Annotated in this window: 29 protein-coding genes; 12 read left to right on the top strand and 17 right to left on the bottom strand. The window is 70.0% G+C overall.

Annotated features, from left to right (window positions below; all coding sequences use genetic code 11):
• Window positions 1-106: 106 nt before the first annotated feature.
• The 4 genes from LDL49_RS42780 to LDL49_RS42795 all read right to left on the bottom strand — a co-directional run bounded on the left by LDL49_RS42780 (window position 107) and on the right by LDL49_RS42795 (window position 4,289).
• Window positions 107-1,369, bottom strand: a complete 1,263-nt coding sequence (locus tag LDL49_RS42780) for a S8 family serine peptidase (RefSeq protein WP_225300611.1) — start codon at window positions 1,367-1,369, stop codon at window positions 107-109.
• Window positions 1,363-2,082, bottom strand: coding sequence for a hypothetical protein (locus LDL49_RS42785; protein WP_225300612.1), 720 nt, complete (start codon window positions 2,080-2,082; stop codon window positions 1,363-1,365). The genes LDL49_RS42780 and LDL49_RS42785 overlap by 7 nt, the downstream gene beginning before the upstream one ends.
• 77 nt (window positions 2,083-2,159) lie before the next feature.
• A complete protein-coding gene (gene moeZ, locus LDL49_RS42790) occupies window positions 2,160-3,341 on the bottom strand; it encodes an adenylyltransferase/sulfurtransferase MoeZ (protein ID WP_225300614.1) in 1,182 nt (393 codons plus the stop codon).
• Window positions 3,342-3,389: 48 nt separating this feature from the next.
• A complete protein-coding gene (locus LDL49_RS42795) occupies window positions 3,390-4,289 on the bottom strand; it encodes an alpha/beta fold hydrolase (protein ID WP_225300616.1) in 900 nt (299 codons plus the stop codon).
• A gap of 405 nt (window positions 4,290-4,694) precedes the next feature.
• Between LDL49_RS42795 and LDL49_RS42800 the strand changes: the two genes are divergently transcribed.
• On the top strand, window positions 4,695-5,051 hold the full coding sequence (locus LDL49_RS42800; protein ID WP_225300619.1) for a hypothetical protein: 357 nt from the start codon (window positions 4,695-4,697) through the stop codon (window positions 5,049-5,051).
• 322 nt (window positions 5,052-5,373) lie between these two features.
• Here LDL49_RS42800 and ku read toward each other — a convergent pair whose 3' ends face one another.
• A complete protein-coding gene (gene ku / locus LDL49_RS42805) occupies window positions 5,374-6,261 on the bottom strand; it encodes a non-homologous end joining protein Ku (RefSeq protein WP_225300621.1) in 888 nt (295 codons plus the stop codon).
• A 60-nt stretch (window positions 6,262-6,321) separates the two neighbouring features.
• Here ku and ligD (LDL49_RS42810) point away from each other — a divergent pair, with 60 nt between their 5' ends.
• From ligD (LDL49_RS42810) to LDL49_RS42830, 5 genes are all read left to right on the top strand, one after another.
• Window positions 6,322-7,224 carry a non-homologous end-joining DNA ligase gene (gene ligD, locus LDL49_RS42810; RefSeq protein ID WP_225300623.1) on the top strand — a complete coding sequence of 301 codons (903 nt, stop codon included), beginning with the start codon at window positions 6,322-6,324 and terminating at the stop codon, window positions 7,222-7,224.
• Window positions 7,221-8,102 carry a non-homologous end-joining DNA ligase gene (gene ligD / locus LDL49_RS42815; RefSeq protein WP_225300625.1) on the top strand — a complete coding sequence of 294 codons (882 nt, stop codon included), beginning with the start codon at window positions 7,221-7,223 and terminating at the stop codon, window positions 8,100-8,102. Before ligD (LDL49_RS42810) ends, ligD (LDL49_RS42815) begins: the two co-directional genes overlap by 4 nt.
• Window positions 8,103-8,144: 42 nt before the next feature.
• Window positions 8,145-8,348 carry a hypothetical protein gene (locus LDL49_RS42820; RefSeq protein ID WP_225300627.1) on the top strand — a complete coding sequence of 68 codons (204 nt, stop codon included), beginning with the start codon at window positions 8,145-8,147 and terminating at the stop codon, window positions 8,346-8,348.
• 77 nt (window positions 8,349-8,425) lie between these two features.
• Window positions 8,426-9,046: a TetR/AcrR family transcriptional regulator gene (locus LDL49_RS42825; RefSeq protein ID WP_225300629.1), complete on the top strand. Its 621-nt coding sequence runs from the start codon at window positions 8,426-8,428 to the stop codon at window positions 9,044-9,046.
• Between the two features lie 83 nt (window positions 9,047-9,129).
• The gene (locus LDL49_RS42830; protein ID WP_225300631.1) at window positions 9,130-9,363 is read left to right on the top strand and encodes a DUF3107 domain-containing protein; all 234 of its coding nucleotides are present in this window, start codon (window positions 9,130-9,132) and stop codon (window positions 9,361-9,363) included.
• A 94-nt stretch (window positions 9,364-9,457) separates the two neighbouring features.
• Here the strand turns inward: LDL49_RS42830 and LDL49_RS42835 are convergent, their stop codons facing one another.
• Window positions 9,458-10,102, bottom strand: coding sequence for a ferritin-like fold-containing protein (locus LDL49_RS42835; protein WP_225300633.1), 645 nt, complete (start codon window positions 10,100-10,102; stop codon window positions 9,458-9,460).
• 336 nt (window positions 10,103-10,438) lie between these two features.
• Here LDL49_RS42835 and LDL49_RS42840 point away from each other — a divergent pair, with 336 nt between their 5' ends.
• From LDL49_RS42840 to LDL49_RS42850, 3 genes are all read left to right on the top strand, one after another.
• The gene (locus LDL49_RS42840) at window positions 10,439-12,403 is read left to right on the top strand and encodes a DEAD/DEAH box helicase (protein WP_225300635.1); all 1,965 of its coding nucleotides are present in this window, start codon (window positions 10,439-10,441) and stop codon (window positions 12,401-12,403) included.
• Between the two features lie 133 nt (window positions 12,404-12,536).
• Complete coding sequence (locus tag LDL49_RS42845) at window positions 12,537-13,433, top strand: alpha/beta fold hydrolase (protein ID WP_225300637.1); 897 nt, start codon at window positions 12,537-12,539, stop codon at window positions 13,431-13,433.
• A gap of 13 nt (window positions 13,434-13,446) precedes the next feature.
• The gene (locus LDL49_RS42850; protein WP_225300639.1) at window positions 13,447-14,358 is read left to right on the top strand and encodes an oxygenase MpaB family protein; all 912 of its coding nucleotides are present in this window, start codon (window positions 13,447-13,449) and stop codon (window positions 14,356-14,358) included.
• Here LDL49_RS42850 and pqqE read toward each other — a convergent pair.
• From pqqE to LDL49_RS42895, 9 genes are all read right to left on the bottom strand, one after another.
• Window positions 14,309-15,430, bottom strand: coding sequence for a pyrroloquinoline quinone biosynthesis protein PqqE (gene pqqE, locus LDL49_RS42855; RefSeq protein ID WP_225300641.1), 1,122 nt, complete (start codon window positions 15,428-15,430; stop codon window positions 14,309-14,311). The two genes, LDL49_RS42850 and pqqE, sit on opposite strands and share 50 nt — an antisense overlap.
• A complete protein-coding gene (gene pqqD, locus LDL49_RS42860) occupies window positions 15,427-15,747 on the bottom strand; it encodes a pyrroloquinoline quinone biosynthesis peptide chaperone PqqD (RefSeq protein WP_225300643.1) in 321 nt (106 codons plus the stop codon). Before pqqD ends, pqqE begins: the two co-directional genes overlap by 4 nt.
• Window positions 15,744-16,415, bottom strand: a complete 672-nt coding sequence (pqqC, locus tag LDL49_RS42865; RefSeq protein ID WP_225300645.1) for a pyrroloquinoline-quinone synthase PqqC — start codon at window positions 16,413-16,415, stop codon at window positions 15,744-15,746. The genes pqqD and pqqC overlap by 4 nt, the downstream gene beginning before the upstream one ends.
• Complete coding sequence (gene pqqB, locus LDL49_RS42870; RefSeq protein WP_225300647.1) at window positions 16,412-17,212, bottom strand: pyrroloquinoline quinone biosynthesis protein PqqB; 801 nt, start codon at window positions 17,210-17,212, stop codon at window positions 16,412-16,414. The genes pqqC and pqqB overlap by 4 nt, the downstream gene beginning before the upstream one ends.
• Window positions 17,213-17,224: 12 nt before the next feature.
• Window positions 17,225-17,380, bottom strand: a complete 156-nt coding sequence (gene pqqA, locus LDL49_RS42875; RefSeq protein WP_225300649.1) for a pyrroloquinoline quinone precursor peptide PqqA — start codon at window positions 17,378-17,380, stop codon at window positions 17,225-17,227.
• Between the two features lie 108 nt (window positions 17,381-17,488).
• Window positions 17,489-18,646: an MFS transporter gene (locus LDL49_RS42880; protein ID WP_225300651.1), complete on the bottom strand. Its 1,158-nt coding sequence runs from the start codon at window positions 18,644-18,646 to the stop codon at window positions 17,489-17,491.
• Window positions 18,647-18,746: 100 nt separating this feature from the next.
• Window positions 18,747-19,814 carry a RecB family exonuclease gene (locus LDL49_RS42885; protein ID WP_225300653.1) on the bottom strand — a complete coding sequence of 356 codons (1,068 nt, stop codon included), beginning with the start codon at window positions 19,812-19,814 and terminating at the stop codon, window positions 18,747-18,749.
• Entirely contained in the window at window positions 19,795-20,505 is a 711-nt protein-coding gene (locus LDL49_RS42890) for an MBL fold metallo-hydrolase (protein WP_225300655.1), read from the bottom strand. The genes LDL49_RS42885 and LDL49_RS42890 overlap by 20 nt, the downstream gene beginning before the upstream one ends.
• Window positions 20,506-20,582: 77 nt before the next feature.
• Window positions 20,583-21,206, bottom strand: a complete 624-nt coding sequence (locus LDL49_RS42895) for a DUF6758 family protein (protein WP_225300657.1) — start codon at window positions 21,204-21,206, stop codon at window positions 20,583-20,585.
• Between the two features lie 74 nt (window positions 21,207-21,280).
• On the opposite strand from LDL49_RS42895, the gene LDL49_RS42900 reads away from it, so the two are divergent.
• On the top strand, window positions 21,281-21,703 hold the full coding sequence (locus LDL49_RS42900) for an NUDIX hydrolase (RefSeq protein WP_225300659.1): 423 nt from the start codon (window positions 21,281-21,283) through the stop codon (window positions 21,701-21,703).
• Between the two features lie 55 nt (window positions 21,704-21,758).
• Here LDL49_RS42900 and LDL49_RS42905 read toward each other — a convergent pair whose 3' ends face one another.
• Window positions 21,759-23,063 (bottom strand): MFS transporter, encoded by a 1,305-nt coding sequence (locus LDL49_RS42905; RefSeq protein ID WP_225300662.1) that lies wholly within the window; start codon window positions 23,061-23,063, stop codon window positions 21,759-21,761.
• A gap of 125 nt (window positions 23,064-23,188) precedes the next feature.
• On the opposite strand from LDL49_RS42905, the gene LDL49_RS42910 reads away from it, so the two are divergent.
• Entirely contained in the window at window positions 23,189-23,698 is a 510-nt protein-coding gene (locus tag LDL49_RS42910; RefSeq protein WP_225300663.1) for a GNAT family N-acetyltransferase, read from the top strand.
• A 67-nt stretch (window positions 23,699-23,765) separates the two neighbouring features.
• Here LDL49_RS42910 and LDL49_RS42915 read toward each other — a convergent pair whose 3' ends face one another.
• On the bottom strand, window positions 23,766-24,281 hold the full coding sequence (locus LDL49_RS42915; protein WP_225300665.1) for a GNAT family N-acetyltransferase: 516 nt from the start codon (window positions 24,279-24,281) through the stop codon (window positions 23,766-23,768).
• 327 nt (window positions 24,282-24,608) lie between these two features.
• On the opposite strand from LDL49_RS42915, the gene LDL49_RS42920 reads away from it, so the two are divergent.
• On the top strand, window positions 24,609-25,451 hold the full coding sequence (locus LDL49_RS42920) for an SMP-30/gluconolactonase/LRE family protein (protein ID WP_225300666.1): 843 nt from the start codon (window positions 24,609-24,611) through the stop codon (window positions 25,449-25,451).
• Window positions 25,452-25,456 lie beyond the last annotated feature (5 nt).

The raw sequence follows: 25,456 nt of genomic DNA on the forward strand, positions 1-25,456 counted from the left end.
GTGGCTCCCCCGGCGCGCGGCAACCCTGAGGTGGACCTACGTGCCTTCACCACCGCCTCGTTCCCAGGCTCGGTTCGTGTCTATTTCGTCCCCCTTAGCGGGCGGATCATGCGTCTTGCCCGCTCTGAGCGCGACGCACGCGTCTGACCAGGGCGAATATCGCCCACATGGAGGAGAGCGCGCCGAGGGCGGCCGCCAAGGCGATCGCCCCATAGACCTTTACGCGCGCTTGGTCCCTGTTGACGACCTCGATCCGGCCCGCCGATCCGCCGGCGAGCGGCCGGGCGGGGTCCTGCGCCTGCGCCCCCGCGGCCGTCTCGGTGTGCTTGGCGAGCCGGGCCGCCTCGGTGAGCGCCTTGGCGGCGTTGACCACGCCGAAGCCGGTGCCGGTGTCGTAGCCGCCCGGTGGCCGGTCGGTCGCGCTCGCCGTCATGGCCTGCGCGACCAGCGGCGGCGACATCGCCGGATATTTGGCCTTGATGAGGGCGGCCACCCCGGACACCAGCGCGGTGGCCTGCGAGGTGCCCCTCCCGACCCAGTATTCGTCATCGGGGCCCGCGCCCATGATGTCGACGCCGGGCGCGGCCACCAGCACCGAGGAGTTCCAGTTGGAGAACGTCGCCCGCCGCAGCCGCCGGTCCGTCGCGCCCACGGAGACGACACCGGGAAAGGCGGCCGGATAGGAAAAGGGGGCGAATCCCGTCTCATCGGGCGCGCCCGCGCCGTCGTTGCCCGCGGCGGCCACCAGCACGACGCCCTTGGAGATCGCGTAACGCACGGCCGCCCGCTCCTCCTCGGTCGCCAGATCCTTGGAGATCGACATGTTGATCACGCGCGCCCCCCGATCGACGGCGTAGCGAATGCCCCTGGCCACCACGTTCTCGAAGCGCACGGCGGTGTTGAACTCCCTGAACCCCGGCTCCTCGTCCTCCAGTATCACCCGGACCGACAGCAGCCGTGCCTTCGGAGCCACGCCGATCACGCCGAGCCTTCCGCCACGTCCGTGGCCGTGCCCGGCGATCAGCGAGGCCATGTACGTGCCGTGCAGGCGACGCGGTGGCACGTCCGGCGGGTTGGCGCCCTCGGTGAAGTCCTTGCCCACGGTCACGGAACCGGCCAGGTCGCGGTGGCCGGGATCGACGCCCGAGTCGAGCACGGCCACGGTGACGCCCGCGCCCTTGCTGGTCCGCCACGCCTTTTTCAGCTCCAGCGTGCTGATCACCGGCTGCTGACCGCCGCGCACATCATCGGCCAGCGCGGGCCCGGCGCTCAAGAACCCCAACGCGGGCCCGGTGCTGAAGAGCCCGAGCGCGGACCCGGCGCTGAAGAGCAGCGTCGCCGTGATGAGCACGGCCGCGCGGGTCAGCACCGCCACTCCTGGGAGGCGCAGTCGGGCATCCGCGGCGTGCTCAGGTCGGCCAGGATCCGTTCGGAGATCTCGCCGGCGAAGGCGAAGATGGCCGGCCGCTGCTCACCGACCGCGCGCGCCGGCCGGCCGTCGACCTGGCCCGCCGTGGTCAGCACGAGGTAGGGGCCGGCCTGGCGTACCGAGCCGGCCTGACGTACGGAAGGGGTGAAACGGTCGGAGACCGTGTCCCGGAAGGCCACGGGCCGCAGGCCGGGCACGGGAGCGCCGGCGGCGGAGAAGGCGGACTTGGCGCGTACGGCCTGGGGCTCGTCGGGCATGGCCACTACGCCGACGGTGACGAGCACGCCCCGCAGGGCGTCGATGTAGGTGGCGCGCAGCACTCCCAGGCAGCCCGCCTTGCGCAGGGCCTTGGCGGCTTTGGCGTCGACGGAGTCGGCGCACGTGATGGCCGGGGAGATGCCGATCCGGCTGGCACGTTCGCGGCCGCCCTGTTCGGCGGAGTAGGGCAGGCTGGCGGGGAAGATGCGCCCGCTCGCCCAGGTGCGCCACCGCTCGGCGACCTCGCGCCTGGCCGCCGAGTGGAGCTCGGCCGGGCTCGGGCCGCGTGACAGCTCCGCGCCCGCCGCGCTGGCCGACACCCCGGCGGCGACCGCGCAGACCATCGTCAGCACGGAGGCCGCCACGAGAGCGGGCCAGGGGCGAGCGTCGTCCACGGCATCGACCTTAATGCGGGCGACCGGGCGCCATCCGCAGAAACCAGACCCCAGTGGATGGACTCAGGAAAACGGCATCAGTAGGAGGGCAGGCTGGGGTCGACGGTCGCGACCCAGCTGAGCACCCCGCCGCCGACGTGCACCGCGTCGGAGAATCCGGCGTTCTTGACGATCGCCAGCGCCTCCGCCGAGCGCGCGCCCGACTTGCAGTGGAGCACGATGCGCTTGTCCTGCGGCAGCTTCTCCAGGGCCGAGCCGTTGAGGAACTCGCCCTTGGGGATCAGCGTGGCGCCGGGGATGGAGACGATCTCGTACTCGTTGATCTCACGGACGTCGACGAGGAAGATGTCGTCGCCGTTGTCCTGCATGGCCTTGAGCTCGCGGGCGGTGATCGTCGAGCCCGTCGCGGCCTCGGCGGCCTCGTCGGAGATCGCGCCGCAGAACGCCTCGTAGTCGTCGAGCAGCTGGGTGACCGTCGGGTTCTTGCCGCACAGCACGCACTCGGGGTCCTTGCGGACCTTGACGTCGCGGTACTTCATCTCCAGGGCGTCGTAGATCATCAGCCGCCCGACCAGCGGGTCGCCGATGCCGGTGAGCAGCTTGATGGCCTCGTTGACCTGGATGGAGCCGATCGAGGCGCACAGCACGCCCAGCACGCCGCCCTCGGCGCACGAGGGCACCATGCCGGGAGGCGGGGGCTCGGGGTAGAGGCAGCGGTAGCAGGGGCCGTGCTCGGCCCAGAACACGCTGGCCTGGCCGTCGAAGCGGTAGATCGAGCCCCAGACGTACGGCTTGCCGAGCAGCACCGCGGCGTCGTTCACCATGTAGCGCGTGGCGAAGTTGTCGGTGCCGTCGACGATGAGGTCGTAGCCGGAGAAGATCTCCATCACGTTGTCGTTGGTCAGCGCCGTGTTGTGGACGACGACGTCGACCAGCGGGTTGATCTCGCGGACCGTGGCCGCGGCGCTCTCGGCCTTCGGCCGGCCCACGTCGGACTGGCCGTGGATGATCTGGCGCTGCAGGTTGGACTCGTCGACGACGTCGAAGTCGATGACCCCGAGCGTGCCCACGCCCGCCGCCGCGAGATACATCAGCGCGGGCGAGCCCAGGCCTCCGGCGCCCACACAGAGCACCTTGGCGTTCTTCAGCCGCTTCTGCCCGGCCATCCCCACGTCGGGAATGATCAGGTGGCGCGAGTAACGGCGCACTTCGTCGACGGTCAGCTCTGCGGCCGGCTCGACCAGCGGTGGCAACGACACTTTCTACGCTCCCGTTCGAGGGGGACCTATCCCATCCTCCTGTGAAACCTAGTTGGCGAGTGGGGCATTCCCCAAGCGTGTCTCACCGATCAGACGCCGGGCCTCCGCGGCGACCACGCGGGGCGTCTCCATCATCGCCACGTGCCCCGCGCGCGGCAGGAGTACCAGCCTGACCTGCCGGAAGGTACGGGCCGCCTTTGCGGCCATGGCGGGACGCACCAGGCGGTCGTGCCTGCCGTGAATGATCAGGGTGGGCGCCTCGATGAGGGCGGCCTGACGCCACAGGTTCGCCTCGCCGCGGCGGAAGTACTCGGCCACGATGCCCCGGGCCGAGCCGATCATGGCGGCGGCGGCGTAGGCCAGCCCGTCGCGCCTGCGCTGCTCCTCGATCGCGTCGCGCAGCCGTAGCGGATGGACCGCGGCGACGTCCGCCCAGACCATGGCGAAGGAGGACTTGATCCGCTGCTCGGCGGGGATCAGCCGGAGCTTGTCCGCCACCCACTCGCCCAGCCGGGGCAGGGACGCGGCGGCGACGCGTATCGGGCCGTACCTGGGCAGCAGGTCGGGCAGCGCCGGCGAGATGAGGACGAGCGAGCGCACCAGGTCGGGGCGGCTGGCGGCCACCCTGACGGCGACCGCGCCGCCCATCGAGTTGCCGAACAGGTGGGCCGGACCGGTCTCCTCCAGCAGGCCGATCACCGCGCGGGCGTGCGCGGCGATGGTGTAGTCGCCGTCCGCGGGTTCGGGCGAGAATCCCGCGCCGGGCAGGTCGATGGCGTAACCGGTGACGAGGTCTTTCAGCTCGTCCATCAGGTCGGTCCAATTGGTGGCCGCGCCGGCCAGGCCGTGCACGAAGACCGCCTTCTCGGGGGCGCCTTCGGGGGTCGTCCGTACGTGCACCGACCCGAACATCCGTCCTGGCCAGTGCGGGATCGGTGCTGCTGCCATGCGTCCTCCTCGCTTCGTCCAACGATAACCGCCGTCGGCCCCCAGCCTACATTTCGGATAAATGCTCCTTTATTGGCATTTATCGGTACGCGATTCGCGGCGTTTGACCAGATTTCTCGGCGGGGCCGCACTTTCGGCGCCATCGCCGCGAGCCGGAACGGGGGCGGCCGCGCTGCGGACCGCCCACCCCCATAAAACGGACAAATCATTTCATTTCATTTCATAAATGCTTAATAAGAGCAATGAGAGAGTTAGCGTATAGCAAAACACATCTACGGCCGTTTATCCGCCGGAACGTCGGAAATAAATCAGCACGGATGACGCATTCAATGTCATCCAAGATATTTACCGTTCACTCCGGCAAATATCTGGAACAGGGCAACCGATCCTTTAGGGGGGAATTCAATGCCCAAGTTCAAGAGTGTCATCGCAGGGCTTGTGATCAGCACGGGTATGTCCGGTGGCCTCATCAGCCTCGGCGCCCTGACCACCGCCACCTCCGCCAGCGCCACGACCGCCTCCGCCAGCACCAGCGCCTCCGCCTTCTCTTGGGGCTGTGGCCGCCGCTGCGGCGGCTGGGGTGGCTGGGGCGGCTGGGGCCGTCGCCACCACGGCCGCAGTGGCCGGGTCAAGGTCCACATCCACCTGCACAACAACAACCAGAACACCGTGCGTACGGACTCTGACGCCGACGCCAACGCTCGCTCGTTCAACTTCGAGCGTGAGGAAGAGGAGCGCGCTCGTCGCGAGGCGCTTCAGTAACAACTCGGAGACGGCCGACCCGGTCGAGGAGATAGCCAGGCAACCGGTCACCCGGTTGAGGTGAGCTCCGGACGCACCGCCGAGTGCCTGTGTTGCCCATAAGGACGCAGGCACTCGGAAAAGTCGCCACGCCATCGCGTCCGGGCTCGGCGGGAATTCATTCCCATGGCATTTCCGGGGGAGCGGTGAAGCGGAATTCCGCCGACCAGGTCTTCCCCTCCGATAAATGCGAGGCGCCTTCGGCGGTTGCCGCCGAAGGCGCCTTTGCATTTGTCCGGGCAACAATTGCCGCACTCAACTGCATTGTGCAGGCAACGCTCGATCAGGCGGATTTGCGGGCCTTGCGCTTGGGGGCGGCCTTCTCCCCTGTCTCCTTCTCCCCCGCGTCCTTCGACGCCTTGACGGCCCTCTTGGGCTTGGCGGGCTCGCCGGAACGCTCCCGCTTGGCCGCGTCGACGCTCGCCCGCAGCGCGGCCATGAGGTCGACGGCGGGACCCGCCTCCTCCTCGCCCGCCGGCGGCGCGATGACCTCCTTGCCCTCCACCTTGGCCTCGATCACCTGCTGCAGCGCCTCGCGGTAGGCGTCGTGGTGCTCGGTGGCGTCGAAGTCCGCCTTCATCGTGGTGATGAGCGACTCGGCCATCTTGAGCTCCTGGGGCCGCACCTCGATGTCCTCTTCGAGGAACCCGAAGTCGGGCACGCGGATCTCGTCCGGCCAGTACATGGTCTCCAGCACGAACACCCCGTCACGCACCCTGAGCGTGGCCAGCGACTCCCGCTGCCGCAGCGCCACCTTGACGACCGCGACCTGCCCCGAGCTCTCCAGCGCGTTGCGCAGCAGCACGTACGGCTTGTCGCCCTGGCCGTCCGGTTCCAGGTAGTACGACTTGGCGAAGTAGATCGGGTCGATCTGGTCGGCCGGCGTGAACTGGAGGACGTCGATCCTGCGCGAGGTGCTGAGCGGCAGATCCTCGAAGTCCTCGTCCGTCAGCACCACGATCTCTCCGGTGGCCAGCTCGTAGCCCTTGGCGATGTCGGAGTAGGGGACCTCTTCGCCGTCGATCGTGCACACGCGCTTGTAGCGGATCCTGCCGCCGTCCTCGCGGTGTACCTGGTGGAAGGTCACGTCCTTCTGCTCGGTCGCCGAGTAGAGCTTCACCGGGATCGTGACGAGGCCGAAGGAGATCGCCCCTTTCCAGATGCTGCGCATGGGCACTCCTCAGCTCTAGCGGGCTCGCCCTATGGGCACATACCCGTCATGGTGCAACCAATGCCATACCCCATCGAACCAATGCTCGCCGTTCCCGGACAACTACCGGAAGATCGCGAGCTGTATGGCTTGGAGGTCAAGTGGGATGGCATCCGCGCCATCCTCCACCTGGACCGTGAACTGAGGGTGACGGGAAGGCACGGGGTCGAGTACACCCGCCGGTATCCCGAAATTTCGGGGTTCGGTGTGAAGGATGCGGTGATCGATGGCGAGGTGGTCGCGCTCGACCCGCGCGGCCGGCCCAGCTTCGTACGGCTGCAGCACCGCATGCACCTCACCGATCCGGAAGAGGTGATGCTGGAGCTGTACCCGGTCACGTACCTGCCGTTCGACCTGCTCTACCTCGACGGCACCGCGCTGCTGGACCTGCCGTACCGCGACCGGCGCAGTCTCCTCGACGAGCTGGACATCGGCGCCCCACCGTACTTCCCGGGAGATTCCGACCTGCTCGCCGCCACCCAGGAGCAGGGCCTCGAAGGCGTCGTCGCCAAGCGGCTCGACTCGCCGTACCGGCCGGGCACGCGCTCGCCGTCGTGGATCAAGGTGAAGCACCTCAGCACGAGGGACGTCGTGATCGGCGGCTGGAAGCCGGGCAAGGGCCGCAGGTCGGGCGGGATCGGCTCGCTGATCATGGGCGTGTTCACCGAGCACGGCCTGACGTACGTCGGTCACGTCGGCACCGGCTTCACCGAGGCCGTGCTCGATCAGCTGCACGCGTTCCTGAGCCCGCTGGAGATCCCCCGCAGCCCCTTCCAGAACGTCGTCCCGTGGCGCAACCGCTGGGTTAGACCCGAGCTCGTCGGGGAGGTGGCCTACACGATGTGGACCGACGATCTGCGGCTGCGCCACCCGGTGTGGCGCGGGCTGCGCCCGGACAAGCTCCCTTCGGAGGTGACGTTGTGAGCCCAGCGAAGGTGCCGGTGCGGGTCGACGGGCGGCAGCTGGTGCTGACCAACCTGGACAAGGTGCTCTATCCCGAGGTCGGCTTCACCAAGGCCGAGGTGATCGACTACTACAGCCGCGTCGCCCCCGTGCTCCTGCCGCACCTGGAGGGCAGGCCGCTCACCGTCAAGCGCTACCCGAACGGGGTGACCGGCCAATCCTTCTTCGAGAAGAACGCCCCCGACCACACCCCGGACTGGGTCAGGCGGGCCACCCTGCCCGTGCCGGGCAGCACCAAGAACCGCGACGAGATCGACTTCGCCGTGATCGAGGGCCTGCCCTCGCTCGTCTACTACGCCAACCTGGCGGCCCTGGAGCTGCACGTGCCCCAGTGGCGGGTGTCCGACGACGGCGCGGCGCTGCCGCCCGACACCCTCGTGTTCGATCTCGACCCCGGGGCTCCGGCCACCATCGTCGAGTGCTGCCGGGTGGCCCTCATCCTGCGCGAGGTGCTGCGCGCCGACGGCCTCACCGCCCGCCCGAAGACCAGCGGCAACAAGGGCATGCAGCTGTACGCGGACTGGGACGGCCGCGAGGAGCCCTCCGCGTACGCCAAGAGGCTGGCCCAGGTGCTGGAGAAGGCCCACCGCGACCAGGTGGTCAGCGTGATGGCCAAGAAGGCCCGCCGCGGCAAGGTGTTCATCGACTGGAGCCAGAACAACCCGGCCAAGACCACCGTCGCCCCCTATTCGCTGCGGGCCGGGCCACGGCCCACGGTCTCGACACCGCTGCTGTGGAAGGAGGTCGAGGGCTGCGAGCACCCGCAGGACCTGGTGTTCACGACACACGACGTACTGGCCAGAGTCGAGGAACACGGCGACCTTTTCGGTCAGGCGTAGTCTGGTTCCGTCCGCACCTAGAAGGGGACTGCAATGTCGGAGATGGACGTACGTGGGGACGACCTCCCCTTCGACGAGCTGGAAGAGCTGTCGATCGAGGCCCCCGAGGCCGACGCCGCCGAGCAGCACCGTGATGTGCGCGACGCGGAGGGCGGGAGCCCCCGCGAGACCCCGCTGGAGGTCGATCCGGCCGACGCCGCCGAGCAGTATCGCGAGGTGGACCTCGATGATGACGACTACCGCTGATGACGACTACCGCGATGAGTCGTTGAGTCGCACGTAGGATGTCCGAACAGCCGACTCGGAGCCCCATGGAGACCAGCGTGACCGCAACCCCGGACGCCAAGCCCCGGGGCACTCGGCTGCCCCGACTAGCCCGCCGCCGGCAGCTGCTCAGCGCCGCGCAGGAAGTGTTCGTGGAGAACGGCTATCACGCGGCCGCCATGGACGAGATCGCCGATCGGGCCGGGGTCAGCAAACCCGTCCTCTACCAGCACTTCCCCGGCAAGCTGGAGCTCTACCTCGCGCTGCTCGACCTGCACGTGGACGACATGGTCAACCGCTGCCGCGAGGCGCTGGCCTCCACCCATGAGAACAAACTCCGCGTCCAGGCCACGTTCAGCGCGTTCTACTCCTTCGTCTCCACCCAGGGCGAGGCGTTCCGGCTCGTCTTCGAGTCCGACCTGCGCAACGTGGCGCCGGTGCGCCAGCGGGTGGAGCGCTCGCTGCGCGAATGCGCCGAGATGGTCAGCGCGGTGATCCAGGAGGACACCGGCTGCACCAGCGACGAGGCCCACCTGCTCGGCGTCGGGCTGGTCGGCATGGCCGAGGTGAGCGCCCGCTACTGGGTGACCACGCAGGGCTCCATCCCGAAGGACGCCGCCGAGCAGCTCATGGCCCGGCTGGCCTGGCGCGGCATCAGCGGTTTTCCGCGTACGGCTTAAACCCGTTCGCTGGGCGCGATCATCTGCGTTTCCTGGCCCACCAGCGGCGACGATGGGGGGAGCCGGCCCCGTCGAAAGGGAGCATGATGGAAGTCAAGATCGGCGTACGCTCCGTACACCGCGAACTCGTTGTCGAGACCGACCTGTCCTCCGAGCAGGTCGAAGAGGAGATCAGAAAGGCGCTGGCCGCCGATCGCGGCGTCTTCTCCATCACCGACGCGAAGGGCCGGCGCGTGATCGTGCCGGTCGCGTCGATCGGCTTCATCGAGATCGGCGAGGACGAGTCGAGGCCCGTGGGCTTCGGCGGCACCCTCTAGCGACTCTCCAGCGGCTCAGGAGCGGCTCAAGCGGGGTGCGGCGGCACACGCCGTACCCTCGCTCGAGCGGCGCGCTCACGGGGCGCGGGACGGTTCAGAGGCCGAGGGCGGCCATCCGCTTGCCGTGCTCCTCGGTCAGCTTGGCGAACAGGCGGGAGATCTGCGTCTGGTCCTCGGCCGCCGAGCCGACCACCAGCAGCGCCAGCTCCGGCCGGGCCGCCGCGACCTGCTGCCCCTGGCTGAGCGCCTCGCCGACGAGCCGTCGCGCCCACAGCGCCAGCCGGCCGCTCAGCGCCGGGTCGGCCGCGACCCCGGCCCTGACCCGCTCCACCACGAACTCCGAGCGGCCCTCGTCCACGAGCACCTCGTCGACCAGCTTCGCGATCGACGGTTCGAGGTGACTGGCCGCCTCCCTGTAGAAGTCGAGCGCGATGCCCACGCCCACGTACGCCTTGACCAGCGCCTGCAACCAGTCGGCCGGGGCCGTCTGGGTGTGCCAGGCGTCCAGCGCCTCGACGAACGGCGACATCGCCCGCTCCGGATCGGCGCCGAGCTCGGTCAGCCGGTCGTGCAGGAGACGGAAGTGGGCATATTCGGCTACGGCCAGCTCGCTGAGCGCGGCCTGATCGGCCAAGGAGGGGGCCAGGGAGGCCGCGTCCTCCGTCATCCGCGCGAAGGCGCTGAGCTCGGCATAGGCCAGTACACCGAGCAGATCGACGACTCCTGGAGACTCGTTCATGGAAGGCAGCGTACTTCGGGAACATTCGGAAACTCGGCCAACGTTGTGGTATCGAGTACACTGCTCTGTGAAAGTGCGACCGCACTGTGTTAATTCGGGGGAATTCCCCGTTAACCCCCCGCTCCCGGGTCTGCGGTCGCGATGACGCGAGAGGGCTGGCTCTACCGCGAGGACCCAAGCACGGGGTTTGTTTCCGCCCGTCGGTCCCGGCAGGCCCGCCTTCATTTGAGACTGAGGCAGGCCACGCTGACGACTTTCCGAGACCTCGGAGTCACACCAGAGATCGCTGATGCCCTCGAGACCGAGGGCATCACCACACCGTTCCCCATCCAAGAGATGGCACTCCCGCTCGCGCTGAGCGGCCAGGACCTGATCGGTCAGGCACGCACAGGCACGGGAAAGACCTACGCGTTCGGCATCGCGATGCTCCAGGGCATCGGCAAACCGCGTAAGAACCGTAAGAAGCCACGCGGGCTGGTCGTCGTGCCCACCCGCGAGCTGGCCGTACAGGTCAGCGAAGACCTGGTCACCGCGGCCGGCAAGCTCGGCTCGCGGGTCCTGACCGTCTATGGCGGCCGGGCGTACGAGCCGCAGGTCGAAGCGCTCAAGGCCGGCGTCGACGTCATCGTCGGCACCCCCGGCCGCCTGCTCGACCTGGTCAAGCAGAAGCACCTCGACCTCAGCCAGATCACCACGCTGGTGCTCGACGAGGCCGACCGGATGCTCGACCTGGGCTTCCTGCCCGACATCGAGCGGATCTTCAAGCTGATCCCCGAAGAGCGGCAGACCATGCTGTTCTCGGCGACCATGCCCGGCGAGATCGTCGCGCTGTCCCGCAAATACCTCAACCGGCCCACGCACGTGCGGGCCGAGCACGAGAACGGCGAGGGCGGCGAGGGCATCCCGCATCCGCAGGTACGCCAGATCGTCTGGCGCGTCCACCGGATGGACAAGATCGAGATCGTCGCCCGGCTGCTCCAGGCCGAGGGCCGCGGGCTCACCATGGTCTTCTGTGAGACCAAGCGGGCCTGCGACATGGTCGCGGAGCAGCTTGAGACCCGCGGCTTCGCGGTCGCGGCCGTCCACGGCGACCTCGGCCAGGGCCAGCGCGAGCAGGCCCTGCGCGCGTTCCGCAGCGGCAAGATCGACGTGCTGGTCGCCACCGACGTGGCGGCGCGCGGCATCGACATCGACGACGTCACCCACGTGGTCAACTACGACTGCCCCACCGAGGACAAGACGTACGTGCACCGCACCGGCCGCACCGGCCGGGCCGGGCGCACGGGCATCGCGGTCACGTTCGTGGAGTGGGAGGAGATGACCCGCTGGAAGATGATCAACCAGATGCTCGGGCTCGACTTCGCCGAACCCGAGGAGACCTACTCCACCTCGCCGCACGTCTTCACCGAGCTCAACATCCCTGAGGGCACCAAGGGTGTCCTGCCGCACGCCAGCCGTTCGCGGGCGGGCCTGTCGGCGGAGCGCATCGAGGACCTCGGCGAGACCGGCAGGACCCGCACGCGCAACGGCGGCCGTCGCCGTGACGAGCGGGAGGGCCGCCGTGACGAGCGGGAGGAGCGTCCGGCGCGCACGCCGCGCCAGCGTCGCCGCACCCGCGGCGGCCTGCCCACGGAAGAGGGCACCGCACCCGTCGAGACGCCGGAGGTCGAGCCTGTGCCCAGTCGCCCCAGCAAGGCGAGCGCCCGAAAGACGGAGGAGACACCCGCCATCATCTCAGCGGACGAGATCGAGGCGGCCGCCGAGCCGCGGCGCGGTCGCACTCGCAGGGGGGCCGCGACGGCCGCCATCGAGAACGCCCTCGCCGACGCCCCGGAGGCCCCGCTCACCGACCGCGAGCCGGTCACCGAGCAGAAGCCGGCCCGCAGGCCGGCCCGTGCGTCGACCCGCGAGCCGGTCGCTGAGCAGGCCGCTGAGCAGGCTCAGGTCAGCGAGCGCAGGCCGGCCCGTACACGCAAGCCCGCCGCCGAGCGCGGGCAGGTCGTCGAGCAGGCTCCCACCGTGGAGCGGATTGTGGAGGAGCAGGTCGTGGAGGAACGGGTCATGGAGCGTGCACCGATCGCCGAGACGAGCTTCCTGTCCACGCCGCAGCCCGCGGCGCGCCAGGAGCCGGAGCGCATCGTGCCGGCCAGCCCGTTCATGGTGATCTTCCAGTCACCCGACCTGGCCACGGACGACGACGACATCGCCCCGTCGGCGGCCACCGAGCGCAAGCAGCAGCGCCGCCAGCCGCGTGGCGGCGGTAACAACAACGGCGGTGGCAACCGTCGTCGCGTCGGCTAGACCCCTGGCAGACGCAGGCACCTGACAGACGCAGGCGCGCACCGCATCCCGCGGTGCGCGCCTGCGCCGTTTTGCACCAGCGTAGTGAGTATGCCGGTGTCGAGGCGCTGACCTCTGGGTATTGTTGCCTCACGTGAGTACGCCGCGCTTCCTCGACCTGCCTCCTGGCGTTGCACCACAAAAGATAGAAACGTCCCAGGGCACTTTCGCCGCCCTTGAGGCGCTTCCGGTCAGTGGTGTGGTGGAGCGCTGGCCCGCGCTCCTGGTCCCCGGGCTGACCGGCAGCAAGGAAGACTTCATCGCGATCCTGCAGACCCTGGCCCAGTCGGGCCGCCGGGTGGTGGCCGTCGACCTGCGCGGGCAGTATGAGACGCCCGGCCCCGACGACCCCGCCGCCTACTCCTTCGCCGCGCTCGGCGCCGACGTCGACCTGCTGGCCCAGACGCTCAGCGGCGGCGACGGCGAGCCGATGCATCTGGTCGGGCACTCCTTCGGCGGCCTGGTCGCGCGCGAGGCGGTCATCGACGGCCGGACGAAGTTCGCCTCGTTCACGCTGATGAGCTCGGGGCCGTCCGGCATCGTGGGCGAGCGGGCGCGCAGCGGCAAGACGATCATGAAGGAGCTCCCCCTCCTGGGGCTCGAACACCTCTGGTCCACCAGGTTCGAGCCCGAGGCGCTGGCCAACGGCGTGCCCGACGAGATCATCGCCTTTCTGCGCAAACGCCTGCTCGCCAACTCCCCCACCGCCCTGTCACGCATGGCCGAGCAGGTGCTGGGCGCGCCTGACCGTACCGACGAGCTCAGGCAGATCGAGGTGCCCACCCTCGTCCTCTACGGCGAGCGCGACGACGGCTGGCCGGCCGAGCTGCAGTCGGAGATGGCGGCCCGGCTGGAGGCGGAGTGCGTGGTGCTGCCCGGCGCGGCCCACTCGCCGGCCGTGGAGGCTCCGGAGACCACGGCCACGGCGCTGGTCCGGTTCTGGAACGCCGCCGAGCACCAGCAATTGGACATTCGATCCAATGGCCTGTAACCATGTACTTACTATGACGAGCATCGAAGAGATCGTCGTCCAGCCGCCGCACAGCGTGACCTGGCTGGTGCACCTCGACCGCGCCATGTGGGTCGGCGGCGTGCGCGGCCTGATGCTCCAGGCGCTGCATCCCCTCGCGATGCGCGGCGTCTGGCAGAACTCCAATTTCCAGGAGGACCCGTTCGGCCGCCTGCGGCGCACCGCCGACTTCGTGGGCCGCACGACGTTCGGCAGTCCGGCCGAGGCCGACGAGATCGGCCGGCGGGTGCGCGGCATCCACCGGAGCCTGCGCATCAGCGACCCCGACACCGGCCGGACACACCGGGTGGACGACCCCGAACTGCTGCTCTGGGTGCACTGCGCGGAGGTCTCGTCCTACCTGGAGGTGGCCAGGCGCGGCGGGCTGGGGCTCACCGAGCGCCAGGCCGACGCCTACCTGCGGGAACAGCGGAAGAGCGCCTCCTACGTCGGCCTGCACCCCGAGGACGTACCCGGCTCGTGCGCGGAGATGGACGCCTACTTCAAGCGGGTACGTCCCGCGCTGCGCGTCACCGAGGAGGCCGCCGCGACCGTGCGGTTCCTGCTGTGGCCGAGGCTGCCGCAGGAGTTGCGGGCGCTCACGCCGGGCAAACCCGCCTATTTCCCGTTCGGCGCGCTGTGCTACTACTCGCTGCCGGAGTGGGCCAGGCGGATGTACGGCGTGCTGCCGGCGGTGCCGCGGGCCACGGTGACGGCCGGGCTGAGAGCCTTCCGGCTGGCCATGAACTCCTTGCCCGAGCCGCTGCACGACCACGCGTTCATGCCGGCGACCAGGGACATGCTGCGGGCCGCCCGCGAGCGGCTCGCCGCCGCGGGTTACGACACCGGCAAGGGGCTCAGGGGCCTGACCGATCCACGCCGCCACCCGAAGGCGCTGGCCGCCTGACGGTCTCCGTGTCGCCGCCGACTGTCGGCGCCGGTCGTCTGAAGGTCCATGTGCCGCCGCCCGCCAGCTCGTCGAGGAGATGGTGGTCGGGTGACAGGCGGCAGGCCGGGTCGGTGCGGCTCGCCTCGCCGGTGAGCGCGTACGCCTGGCAGCGGCAGCCGCCGAAGTCGAGCTCCTTGCGCGGGCAGCTCACGCAGGGCTCGCGCATCCAGCCGGTGCCCCGGTAGGCGTTGAAGGCGGGCGAATGCTCCCAGATCCAGCCGATGGAGTGGTCACGGACGTTCGGCAGCTCCAGGGGCAGGGCGTAGGCCGCCGGGCAGGGCAGCACCCGGCCGTCGGGCGCGACGGTGATCGAGATCGCGCCCCAGCCGCCCATGCACGGTTTCGGCACGCCGTCGAAGTAATCGGGGATCACCCAGATCAGCTCAACATCCGTTTTTTCCCGATATTTCGTGACTATGGCCTCGGCGCGGGCGAGCTGCTCCCTGGTGGGCAGCAGCGCGGTCCTGTTGAGCAGCCCCCACCCGTAGAACTGGGTGTTGGCCAGCTCGATGCGCTCCACGCCCCACGCCAGCCCGAGCTCGATGATCTCGCCGACAGCGTCGAGATTCTCCCGGTGCAGCACCACATTGAGCCCGAACGGCAGCCCGCTCGCCGCCACGGCGTCGGCGGCCCGCTCCTTCCACGCGAACGAGGCGACGCCGGCGATCCGGTCCGACTCCGCGCTCGTCGCCGACTGGACCGAGAGCTGCACGCTGCGCAGTCCCGCCGCGGCGAGTTCGCCGAGCCGTCGTTCCGTGAGCCCGACGCCGCTGGTGACGAGCTGGGTGTAGACGCCCTCCCCCGCGGCCGCCGCCACGATCGCCGCCAGATCCGGCCTGAGCAGCGGCTCGCCACCGGACAGGTGGGCGTGCACCACGCCGAGCGCCGCTGACTCGGCGAACACCCGCTGCCACTCGCCGGTGCTCAGCTCGCTCGATCTGGCCGCCAGCTCGGTCGGGTTGGAGCAGTACGGGCAGCGCAGCGGGCACGCGTGCGTGAGCTCGGCCAGCATGGCCCAAGGAGCGCTCATCGCACCCACCCTTCCGCGCGCACCCGGTCGAGGAACTCCACCACGTCGTCCGCCACGCCCTCGGGAAGCTCGGCGACGATGTCGGCCACGGTCCGCCGGCCGTCGCAGAGGCCGACGATGGCCGCCGCCTCCTCGTTCAGCACGACGATCCGCTCGGGCACGATCAGCAGGTCGGCCTGCCGTACCGGATCGTGGCGGAGCATGGCCGCGCGGGACAGCACCGGGCGCCAGGTGGCCGCCGCCGTCGGGCCGGTCGTCGGCGCTGTTGCCGGCTCCGCCGCCGGCCCAGTCGTCTGGCCGGTTGTCGGCTCGGTCATCGGTAGGCCCCGTCCACCGCGTCGAGCAGCGCCCACAGCACGTCGCACTTGTAGCCGAGCGCCGCAATGGCCCTCTCCTGGTCCGTACGGGTCCTCGCCCACTCCAAGACCAGGGCCAGTGCTTCGCCGCTGTCCTGGCGGCCCTGAGAGACGCGTACGCGGAAGTATCGCAGCCCCTCGGGGTCGATCCAGGGGTAGTGCCGCTCGAAGGCGGCGATCCGGGTGCGCATCAGGTCCGGCGCGAACAGCTCCGTCAACGAGGCGGCCACGGCTTCGAGCGCGGAGCCGTGGCGGCACAGGTTCACGTAGCCGTCGACGGCCAGCCGTACGCCCGGCAGCACGCCCTCGCCCGACAGCAGCAGGGCCCGGTCCAGCCCGGCCGCCTCGCCGAGCCGCAGCCACCGCTCGATGCCGCCCTCGCCCGGCGCGGTGCCGTCGTGGTCCTGGATGCGGCGCAGCCACGTCCTGCGCAGCTCGGGCGTGGCCAGCTTGGCGAGGATGAACGCGTCCTTGATCGGGATGTGCCGCTGGTAGTGGAAGCGGTTGAGTATCCAGCCCCGCAGCTCGTCACGGGTCAGCTCGCCGGCGTGCATGCGCTGGTTGAAGGGGTGCAGGTGGTGGTAGCGCTTCTCCGGTACGGCACGCAGCTCGGCCTCGAAGCCGTTCACAGGTCGATCACCATCCCGTCGGCGGCCACCTCGATCCCCAGCTCGGCGAGCACCTTGTGCTGCTCGGCCGCCGGGTCCACGAGGGGGTTGGTGTTGTTGAGGTGGGTGTACAGGCGACGACCCGGTAACCGGGACAGGCGCTCCATGGTCGCCTCTATCGGGAGGTGGCCCATCTGGGTGGCGGTCTTCGCCGAGATCCCGCTGCGGCGGGGCTCCTCGTCGTCCCAGAACGTGCCGTCGATGATCACGCACTCGGCCTCGTCCAGCGCTTCTGGCCACACGCCCATGGCGGGCGCGTACACCACGGCTCCCCCCATGAGGCGCAGGGCCGACACCCAGTCCGGAGCCTCCGGGGAGTCGGCGTACCGGGGTCGCTTCGCCGATATCGGGATGAGGTCGGCGCCGGCCCAGGAGATCCGCACGTACGGGCGGAGGATGTCGGCGACGGGCTGTAGCGCCTGCCGCACCACCGGGGTGCAGCGGACCTCCAGCTCGTCGGCCTCCCTGAGCCTGAGCAGGCCGATCGTGTGGTCGAGCTCGGCGTCGGTGAGGATCACGCCCTTCAGCGGCGACTCGCGCGGCCCGGGCCCCGGCCGCAGCCACGCGCAGGCCTCGATCTGCTCGGCGATGTCGGGCGTGGCGTTGACGACGTAACACCCGTCGTCCAGTTGTACGGCCAAACTGGCGTGGCTTCTGCGGCGGCCGGGATGAGCGCGTGCCCCGGAGCAGCCAGGGCACGCGCAGTTCCACTGGGGCACGCCGCCACCGGCCGCGGTGCCGAGCACCTGCAGTCGCATGGCGGGGCCCGGTTACCTGGTGGCCAGGAAGTACGCGGTCATCTCCATCGACGCCTCGACGACCTGGTAGTCGGGCTTGTGCCAGGTCATCTCCTCGCCGCGAGCCCTGACCTTCTTCTCATGGATCCTGGGTGGTCGCGTCTTGCCCTGTTCCTTCGGCTGGGACATGCGCACCTGCCTTCCATAGGGGTTACACCCGATATGACCGCTCTGGAAGCTTGGCGTCAATGGTTGAGATCGGAGCTATGTCTTGGGATTTCTCACCATTGCTGGTTTTTAGCTCTTTTGGCGAGATTCTTCATCCGATGTCTCGACGGGGATGATAAATCCGGCGAGCAGGATGAGCGTCGAGGCCGCGACCATGACCCAGCCGCTGGGGGCCATGGTCTCGGGGGCGTACAGCACGCCCGTGATCGAGGCGGCGGTGGCGGCTCCGATGTACCGCGCGGCCTGGAAGAGGCCCACGGCCAGGCCGGTCTCATTCCGGTCGGCGTGCACGAACACCAGCGAGTTCAGGCCGAACTGGCTGAACGCGGACGCCAGGCCGATCAGCGACGTGGTCACCAGCACCACCCCGACGGGCCCGACGAAGAACATGACGCACGAGCCCGCCAGCAGCGGTCCCGAGCTCACCAGCAGTACGGCCCGCATCCCCACGCGCGCGGCCAGCGCCACCGCCACCGGCGTCATGAGGACCGCCGACACGGCCATGGGCAGGACCAGCAGCCCCGCGAGGTGCGGCGGCAGCCCGGCCGAACGCTGCGCCCAGAGCGGCACCATGAGGAACGCCAGGTAGAACACCACGTTGACCATCGCGAACACGCCGTAGGTGGCCAGCAGCGCCGGCTTCGGTCTGGGCAGCCACGCCTGCCGCCGCCGTACGGGGGCCACCTTGGGCAGCCAGCGCAGCGCCGGTACGAGCGCCACCGCCGCGAGCGGGACGTTGACCAGGAAGATCGCCCGCCAGCCCCACAGGCTGACCAGGAACCCCGCCAGCACCGGCCCGGCGGCGGCGCTGGCCGTCAGCACCATCGAGATCAGCGCGATGACGCGGGGCGCCGGCCGCCCCTTCTCCGCCGTGGCCGTGATGATCGCCATCCCGGCCGGGAGCGTCGCGCAACTCCCGAACGCCTGCAGCAGCCGGGCCACCACCAGGACGGGATAGGAGGGGGCCAAGGCGGCGAGGGCGCCGGTCAGGCCCACCATGACCAGCCCGCCGCAGAACACCCGCCGGGGACCGAACCGGTCGGCCAGCGCGCCCATCAGGGGCGGCACGGCGACGGCGGTCAGGTAGAAGCCCGCGGCCAGCCAGGTGACGGCGACGACGCCGACGCGGAACTCCGTCTCGATGCGGGCCAGGGCTATGGCGATCATGGAGGAGTTCAGCGGGTTGAACAGGGCACCGAGCGCCACCGCCACCGGCAAACGCCCCACGCGACCCACAACCCGACCATAACCGGATGCCTCACCAAGGTCACCTGACCACCCGGCCGGGGCGCTGTGCGACCACCGACCGACTGCCAGGTTGTCGGCGTTATTCGGCCAGGCCGTCCCAGGGGCGGCGCTCGGGGGCGGCGGCCAGGCCTTCGGGGCAGTGGCGCCGGAAGTCACACCAGCCGCAGACCGGGCCGGGGGTGGGGGCGAACATCGCGTCCAGCTCGGGCGACACCGCCGGGGGCCCGACGTGCGCCCGCTCCTTGGGGTTACTCGCCTCCCGGACGGCAGGCACGCCCGCGGCCGCCTCACCGCCGTCCCGGCCGCCCTGACCGGTCGCGCCAGGGCCGCCGCCTCGGGGTGTGCCGAGGGCCGGGCCGCCGGTCGTACCGGATGCCCGGCCGCCCGTCGCTCCAGCGGAGCGGGCGCGTACGGGCCCCGGCGCGCCCATCACCTCGCGGTAGCGCTCGTCGGCGGTGGCGGCCTCGACCGCGACCTCCTCCGCCCGCCCCAGGTGACGGCCGAGGGACTCGTCCGTGTGGCGCCATTCGACGATCTCGCCGGTCGGCAGGTGGTGCAGCTCGACCGAGTGGCACGGCGTGCGCATCATCCTGGAGGCCGCGATCGCGTAGATGGCCAGCGCGAGCGAGGACCGCGCGTCGTCCTGAGTGAGGGGCCGCCGCCCGGTCTTGTAGTCGACCACGACCAGCTCGTCGCCCCGCCGGTCGAGCCGGTCGATGCGGCCGGACACGGCGATGACCTTGGTGCGGGTGGCCACCGTACGCTCGACGCCGACCGGCTCATCCGACGGATCCAGTGTGCCGACATATCCGGACACGAGGTCGCGGGCGCGCCCGAGCCACTGCGCCGACTGGTCGGCGTCCCTGAACCCCTCGGTGATCCACCCGTTGCTCAGCAGGATGGCCGCCGTCAGCGGCGTCCGCCGCTCATAGGGCTCGCGCCACCAGGCCGCCAGCGCGTTGTGCACGCTGGCTCCGACGCTGTTGTGCGCCCACCCCGGCCCCTTGGACGGCTGCGGCCGGTCCAGGTAGGTGAACCGGTAGCGGCGGCGGCAGTCGAGCCAGGCGTTCAGCCGCGACGGCGTGCACGAATAGAGCCGTCGCGGCATCCCTTCCAGCGGCAGCTGGTCATACACCCCGGTCGTCATCCGGGTCGAGCCTGATCCCGGCGGCCTTCGTGCCGTCGGTCAGCGGGCCCTCGTCCGCGTCGTCCGGCTCGCTGATGCGCCACTCGCCGAAGTGCGGCTCCAGGTCGCCGACCGTCACCTCGTCGCCGTGGGCGGCCAGCACCCGCGTCTCGGGGGGCAGCGTGAACAGCCGCGCCCCGATCGCGTTGAGCTGGAAGTTGAGGTCGGGGTATTCGCCGCCGATCTTGCCGGGCCCGTCGGCCTGCAGCGTCTTGCCGCTGAACACCACCCCGAGCGCCTCGCAGTAGAGCGAGACCCCGCCGGGCGTGACACCGGGCGTCTCCATGACGTCGAGCCGGACGTCGGCCACCTCGAAGATGCCGTCGTCCTCCATGTCGATGTCGGGCCAGGTCTGCGACCAGGTCTCCCGCCAGAGCGGCTTGTCCTTGGGGTGGAGGGCGATCACCGCCTCGTCCCTGCTGGCCACCTCGATGGCCGCGCCGACGTGGTCAGGCAGACCGTGGGTGCAGATCACGGCGAGCACCTCTCGCTCGCCGACCTTCTCCAGGATCTTGTCGGCGTCACGCGCCGGGTCGATCACGATCACCTCTTCGTCGTCGCCGACGATCCAGATGTTGTTCTCGACCTTGTGCTCGATGCCGTCGACGTCGACGACACCCTCGCTCACCACTCGCTCGATACGCGCTGTCACGCCTCCGCACTCTAGTCCGTCTGAGTGACAGAGCGAATCGCGTTGACCGAGCCGCGGTCGAGAGGCGTCCGTACGGACTACTCCAACCTCGGCGAGAAGGCGCCGAAAGGCAGGTCGAGCTCGAGGTCACGCAGGTCGTGCAGGCTCAGCTCGGCCAGCGCGATGAGGCAGCCGGCCTCGGCGGGCCAGGCGATCGTCCACAGCCAGTTTCCCATCGCCTCGCCGGCGTAGACGGCCCGGTCGGCGCCCGCGCCCACGCACCACAGCGCGGTCGGATGCCCGAGCACCACGATCTTCGCGTTCGGCGGCCCGGAGTCGAACCCCTCACCGGGATCGGGCCCGTCCAGCCCCGCGAACGCGGCCCCGAGCCCGACGCCGGGCTCCTCCGCGATGACCAGCAGGTCGGCGGGCCCCTGGGTCAGCGAAGGGCCGCACAGCGCGACCACGCTGGCACGACCCCCCGTACGCTCGTCGCCCGCCTCCGCGAACCCGGTGACGAGCCAGCCGGGCGGCAAGGGCCACGGCAGCCAGACGGGCACCATCGAGCTCTTGCGCATCGTCTCGACCGCCCCGGCGGACGGGGGCCAAGGTGGCTGGTAGGGCAGGACGTCACCGTGCACGTCACATCGCCAGGCGCTCGACCACGCACTTGGCCCGTGAAGCGCACCAAAACACCGTGGGCAGGTTGGAACCGCTCTCACAGCTATTTACGCTGCGTCCTAGGGCACCGCCCCGTCAAGGCCGCATGCTGTTGTCCAGCCGTAATCTTGACCATGTGCGCGTAAATTGCGTGGGCGCCATCATCGGCGACGCCTCGGGCCGGCTCCTGCTGATCAAGCGCGGGCATCCGCCGGGCGCGGGCCTGTGGTCGATCCCGGGCGGCCGGGTGGAGGCCACCGAAACGGACGCCGCCGCCCTGCGCCGCGAGGTCCTGGAGGAGACCGGCCTGCACGTCACGATCGGCCCTCTGGTGGGCACCGTGGACCGTCCGGGTCCGGGCGGCGTGACGTACGAGATCCGCGACTACCGCGCCATCGTCACGGACGGCACGCTCGCGGCGGGCGACGACGCCGCCGACGCCCGCTGGTGCTCACGGGAGGACCTGGTACGGCTGCCGCTCACGGACGGCCTGCTGGAGGCGCTGACGTCCTGGGACGCGCTGCCGGGACAGGTATCCAGAGCCGATCCATGGGCATGACGAAGAGCCGATCGAGGATCGTCCCCGGATTCATGCGCGATCCGTCCCTGCCGCGTCAGCCGCGCAGTTCCTCCCGGTGGTCGCTCCCGCGCAGGCCGGCCAGCGCCACGGCGCTGACGACGCAGGCCGCCACGACGTAGTAGGCCGGGATGTCGACGTCCTTGGTCGTCTTGATCAGCTCGGTGATGATCAGCCCCGCCGACCCGGAGAAGGCCGCGTTCGACAGCGAGTACGCCAGCCCCAGTCCCGTGTAACGAACCGTGGTCGGGAACATCTCCGCCAGCATCGCCGGCCCCGGCCCCGCCATCAGGCCGACCGCCACCCCGGCCACCAGTACGGCCAGCCCCTTGGCCCAGCTCGGGGCGCCTGGGTCCTGGAGCAGGTTCAGCAGGGGGAAGGCGAGCACGATGACCGAGATCGCCCCCGCCAGCATGACCGGCCGCCTGCCGACCCGGTCGCTCAGCACGCCCGCCGGGATGATCGCCAGCGCGAACCCCAAGTTGGCCAGGACCGTGGCGACCAGCGCCTGCTGGAAGGTCGCGTTCAGCGTGGTCTGGAGGTAGGAGGGCATGACGACCAGGAACGTGTACCCGGCGGCCGACCAGCCCATGAGCCGCCCGATCCCCAGCACGATCGCCTTGGTCACCTCACCGGCGCTCGGCTTCGTGAGCGGTCCCGCCGTACGCGCCCGCTCGAACGACGGCGTCTCCTCAAGCCGCAGCCGCAGCCAGAGCGCCGCGAGACCGAGCGGGAGAGCCAGCAGGAACGGCACCCGCCATCCCCAGTCCGCCAGGTCCTGCGCCGGCAGCGCGGTCGCGAGCACGGCCGCCGCGCCGGCTCCCCCGAGCAGCCCCAGTGCCACGGTGAACGACTGCCACGACCCGTACAGCCCCCGCCTGCCACGCGGCGCGAATTCTGTCATGACCGAAACCGCGCCCCCGAACTCCCCGCCGGCCGACAATCCCTGCACGATCCTGACGAGCGTCAGCAGCCACGGGGCCGCCGCGCCGATGGTGGCGTACGTCGGGAGTACGCCGATCAGCGTCGTGGCGCCCGACATGAGCAGGACGACCAGGATGAGCAGGGGCTTGCGGCCGATCCGGTCACCGAGCCGGCCGAAGAGCGCGGCGCCGAGCGGGCGGAAGAAGAACGCCAGGGCGAACGAGGCGTACGTCTTGACCAGCGCTTCCATGTCGCTCGCGCCGTCGGGGGTGAAGAAGTTGGCGGCGATGATGGTGGCGAAATAGCCGTAGACGCCGAACTCGTACCATTCGATGAAGTTGCCGACCGAGCCGGCGATCAGGGCCCGGCGGGAGCGGGCGGGGTCGGTGTGCTGGGGGTCGGGGGCCGTCGCCGTCATGTGGTGCCCTTTCGGCTGTCCGGTATGACGACAAGCTTCATAGATGCCCATGAGTGTGTCAATTACCTTCAGCGGGCTGCCTAAAGCGGTTGCGATCAGGATGTTCGGGGCGACAGGCTGCCCGGATGATCGAATTGCAGGAGCTGTCGGCCGATGACTGGGCCCTCTGGCGAGAGCTTCGGCTCGTCGCGCTGGAGGAGGCGCCGTACGCGTTCGGGGTCCCGCTGGCGGACTGGCAGGGCGACGGCGACCGGGAGGAGCGCTGGCGGGGGCGCCTGAGCATCCCCGGCTCGCGGAACCTGATCGCCCTGCTCGACGGCAAGCCGGCGGGGATGGCCAGCGGCATCCCGGGCGAACGGGACGGTGTGACCGAACTGATCTCCATGTGGGTCGCTCCGGAGGCGCGGGGGCACGGGGTCGGCGATCACCTGATGCGCGCCGTGGCGGCGTGGGCCGTGGAGGTGGGGGCGGAGGTCCTGGAGCTGGCGGTCGCGCCGTTCAATGAGAAGGCGATCGCACTGTATCGGCGGAACGGGTTCGAGCACACGGATCAGATCGGCGACGAGTTGCCGAACGGACTGCGGGAGCTGGTGATGGCGAAGAAGCTGGCCATCAGAGGTGACGCTGACGACTGAACAACTCCAGCCCCTCTCCACGCCGAGCGCCCGCTTCGACACTCGACGTGGAGACTGTCACCGCTTGTTACCGCTGCGGCAGATCCGCCGTCCTGGCGCGATACCGGGCTGTGTCCTGCTCAGTACTCCACCGCTCGAAGCCGGCCTTCTCCAGCACCCGGATCGAGGGCGGGTTCGACAGCTCCACATTGGCGAACACGGTGTGCACGCCCGGTGCGGTGAGGGCGTGCGCCGCCATGGCCCGGGTGGCTTCGGGGGCGTAGCCGCGGCCACGCCGGGAGGCCACGATGCCGTACCCGAGCTCAAGGGTGCCGTCGCCGGGCGGCCAGAACAGACCGATCGAGCCGACCACCAGGCCGCTTTCGCGCTCGATGACCTGCCGGTGGCCGTACTCACCCAGCCAGGCGGGATGCTCGGCGAAGAGGCCGACGATGACGCTGTCGCCCTCGGCGGGGAAGTCCGCGGCCCAGTGCGCCCGCCGGGTGCCGTCCAGGACGGCGGCGGCCTCGCCGTCGGTCCACGCCCGCAGGATGAGGCGGGCAGTGGTCAGATCGGGGTGGGTCGGTGAAGGGGAAGATGACACGTGTGACTCCTGGTCGTTTTCGTACGACCCGGACCGCGCTAGCTTCGCGCGGGCCGGACAAGGGCATGCTGATGAGGGCTGTTGGCAGCCATATTCATCAACCTCCCTCGTCACACGGCGATCACGCGTCTCTCGCGCTGGCGCGATGCTATCGACGTGTTGACGGGCCGGGCAAATCGTTGTTTCGCCAGAATTCGTCCGCTCACGATGTCGAACCGGGTCGCTCGGCCTCGACGTCCCTGACACATGGAGGTCGTGAACGCTCTCCATGTGTACTTCTCGTCCTCATAGGCGTCACGCTCGAAGACGTCGCGAAGGGAGACTTCGATGTCCGAGCTGCGTACCTGGCTCACCGGCCTCGGGCTGCTCGAGGCGCCGCGTTGGCACGACGGCCGCCTGTACTTCTCCGACTGGACCGCGCACGAGGTGATCGCGCTGGACCTCGACGGCAAGCACGAGGTCGTGGCCCGCGTGGAGTCGATACCCCTGTGCACGGCCTGGCAGCCTGACGGGCGGCTGGTGATCGTCGACTCGGCGCGGGCCCTGCTGCTGCGCATGGAACCCGACGGTTCGCTGGTGACCCACGCCGACCTGACCGGCATCGGGCGGGGCTGGAACGACATCGTCATCGACGGCCGCGGCAACATCTACGTCGACCGGGCGGGCTTCGACATGCTCAGCGGCGGGGAGTTCGCTCCTGGGGCGGTCACGCACGTCGGCCCCGACGGCCTGGCCCGTGACGTGGCCGACGGCATCTCGTTCCCCAACGGGCTGGCCGTGACGCCGGACAACTCCACACTGATCGTCGCCGACTCGTACGGCAAAAGGCTCATGGGGTACGACATCGCACCCGACGGCAGCCTCGCGAACGGCCGGGTCTGGGCCGACCTCGGCGACGGCGTCCCCGACGGGATCTGCGTCGACGCCGAGCACGCCGTCTGGTACGCCGACGTGCCCAACCGGCAGTGCGTACGTGTCCGCGAAGGCGGCGAGAAGGTGCGGACCGTCCAGCTCGACCGCGGCGCCTTCGCCTGCGAACTCGGCGGCGAGAACCGCTCGACGCTCTTCATCATGGCCGCGGAGTGGCGCGGCATGCCCGAAATGGTGCCACCCGGCACCGGTCAAGTCCTCTCCATTGAGGTCGAGGTCCCCGGCGCCGGCTGGCCGTAAAAACG

This window comes from Nonomuraea aurantiaca, from assembly GCF_020215705.1.
GTDB classification, from domain to species: Bacteria; Actinomycetota; Actinomycetes; order Streptosporangiales; family Streptosporangiaceae; genus Nonomuraea; species Nonomuraea aurantiaca.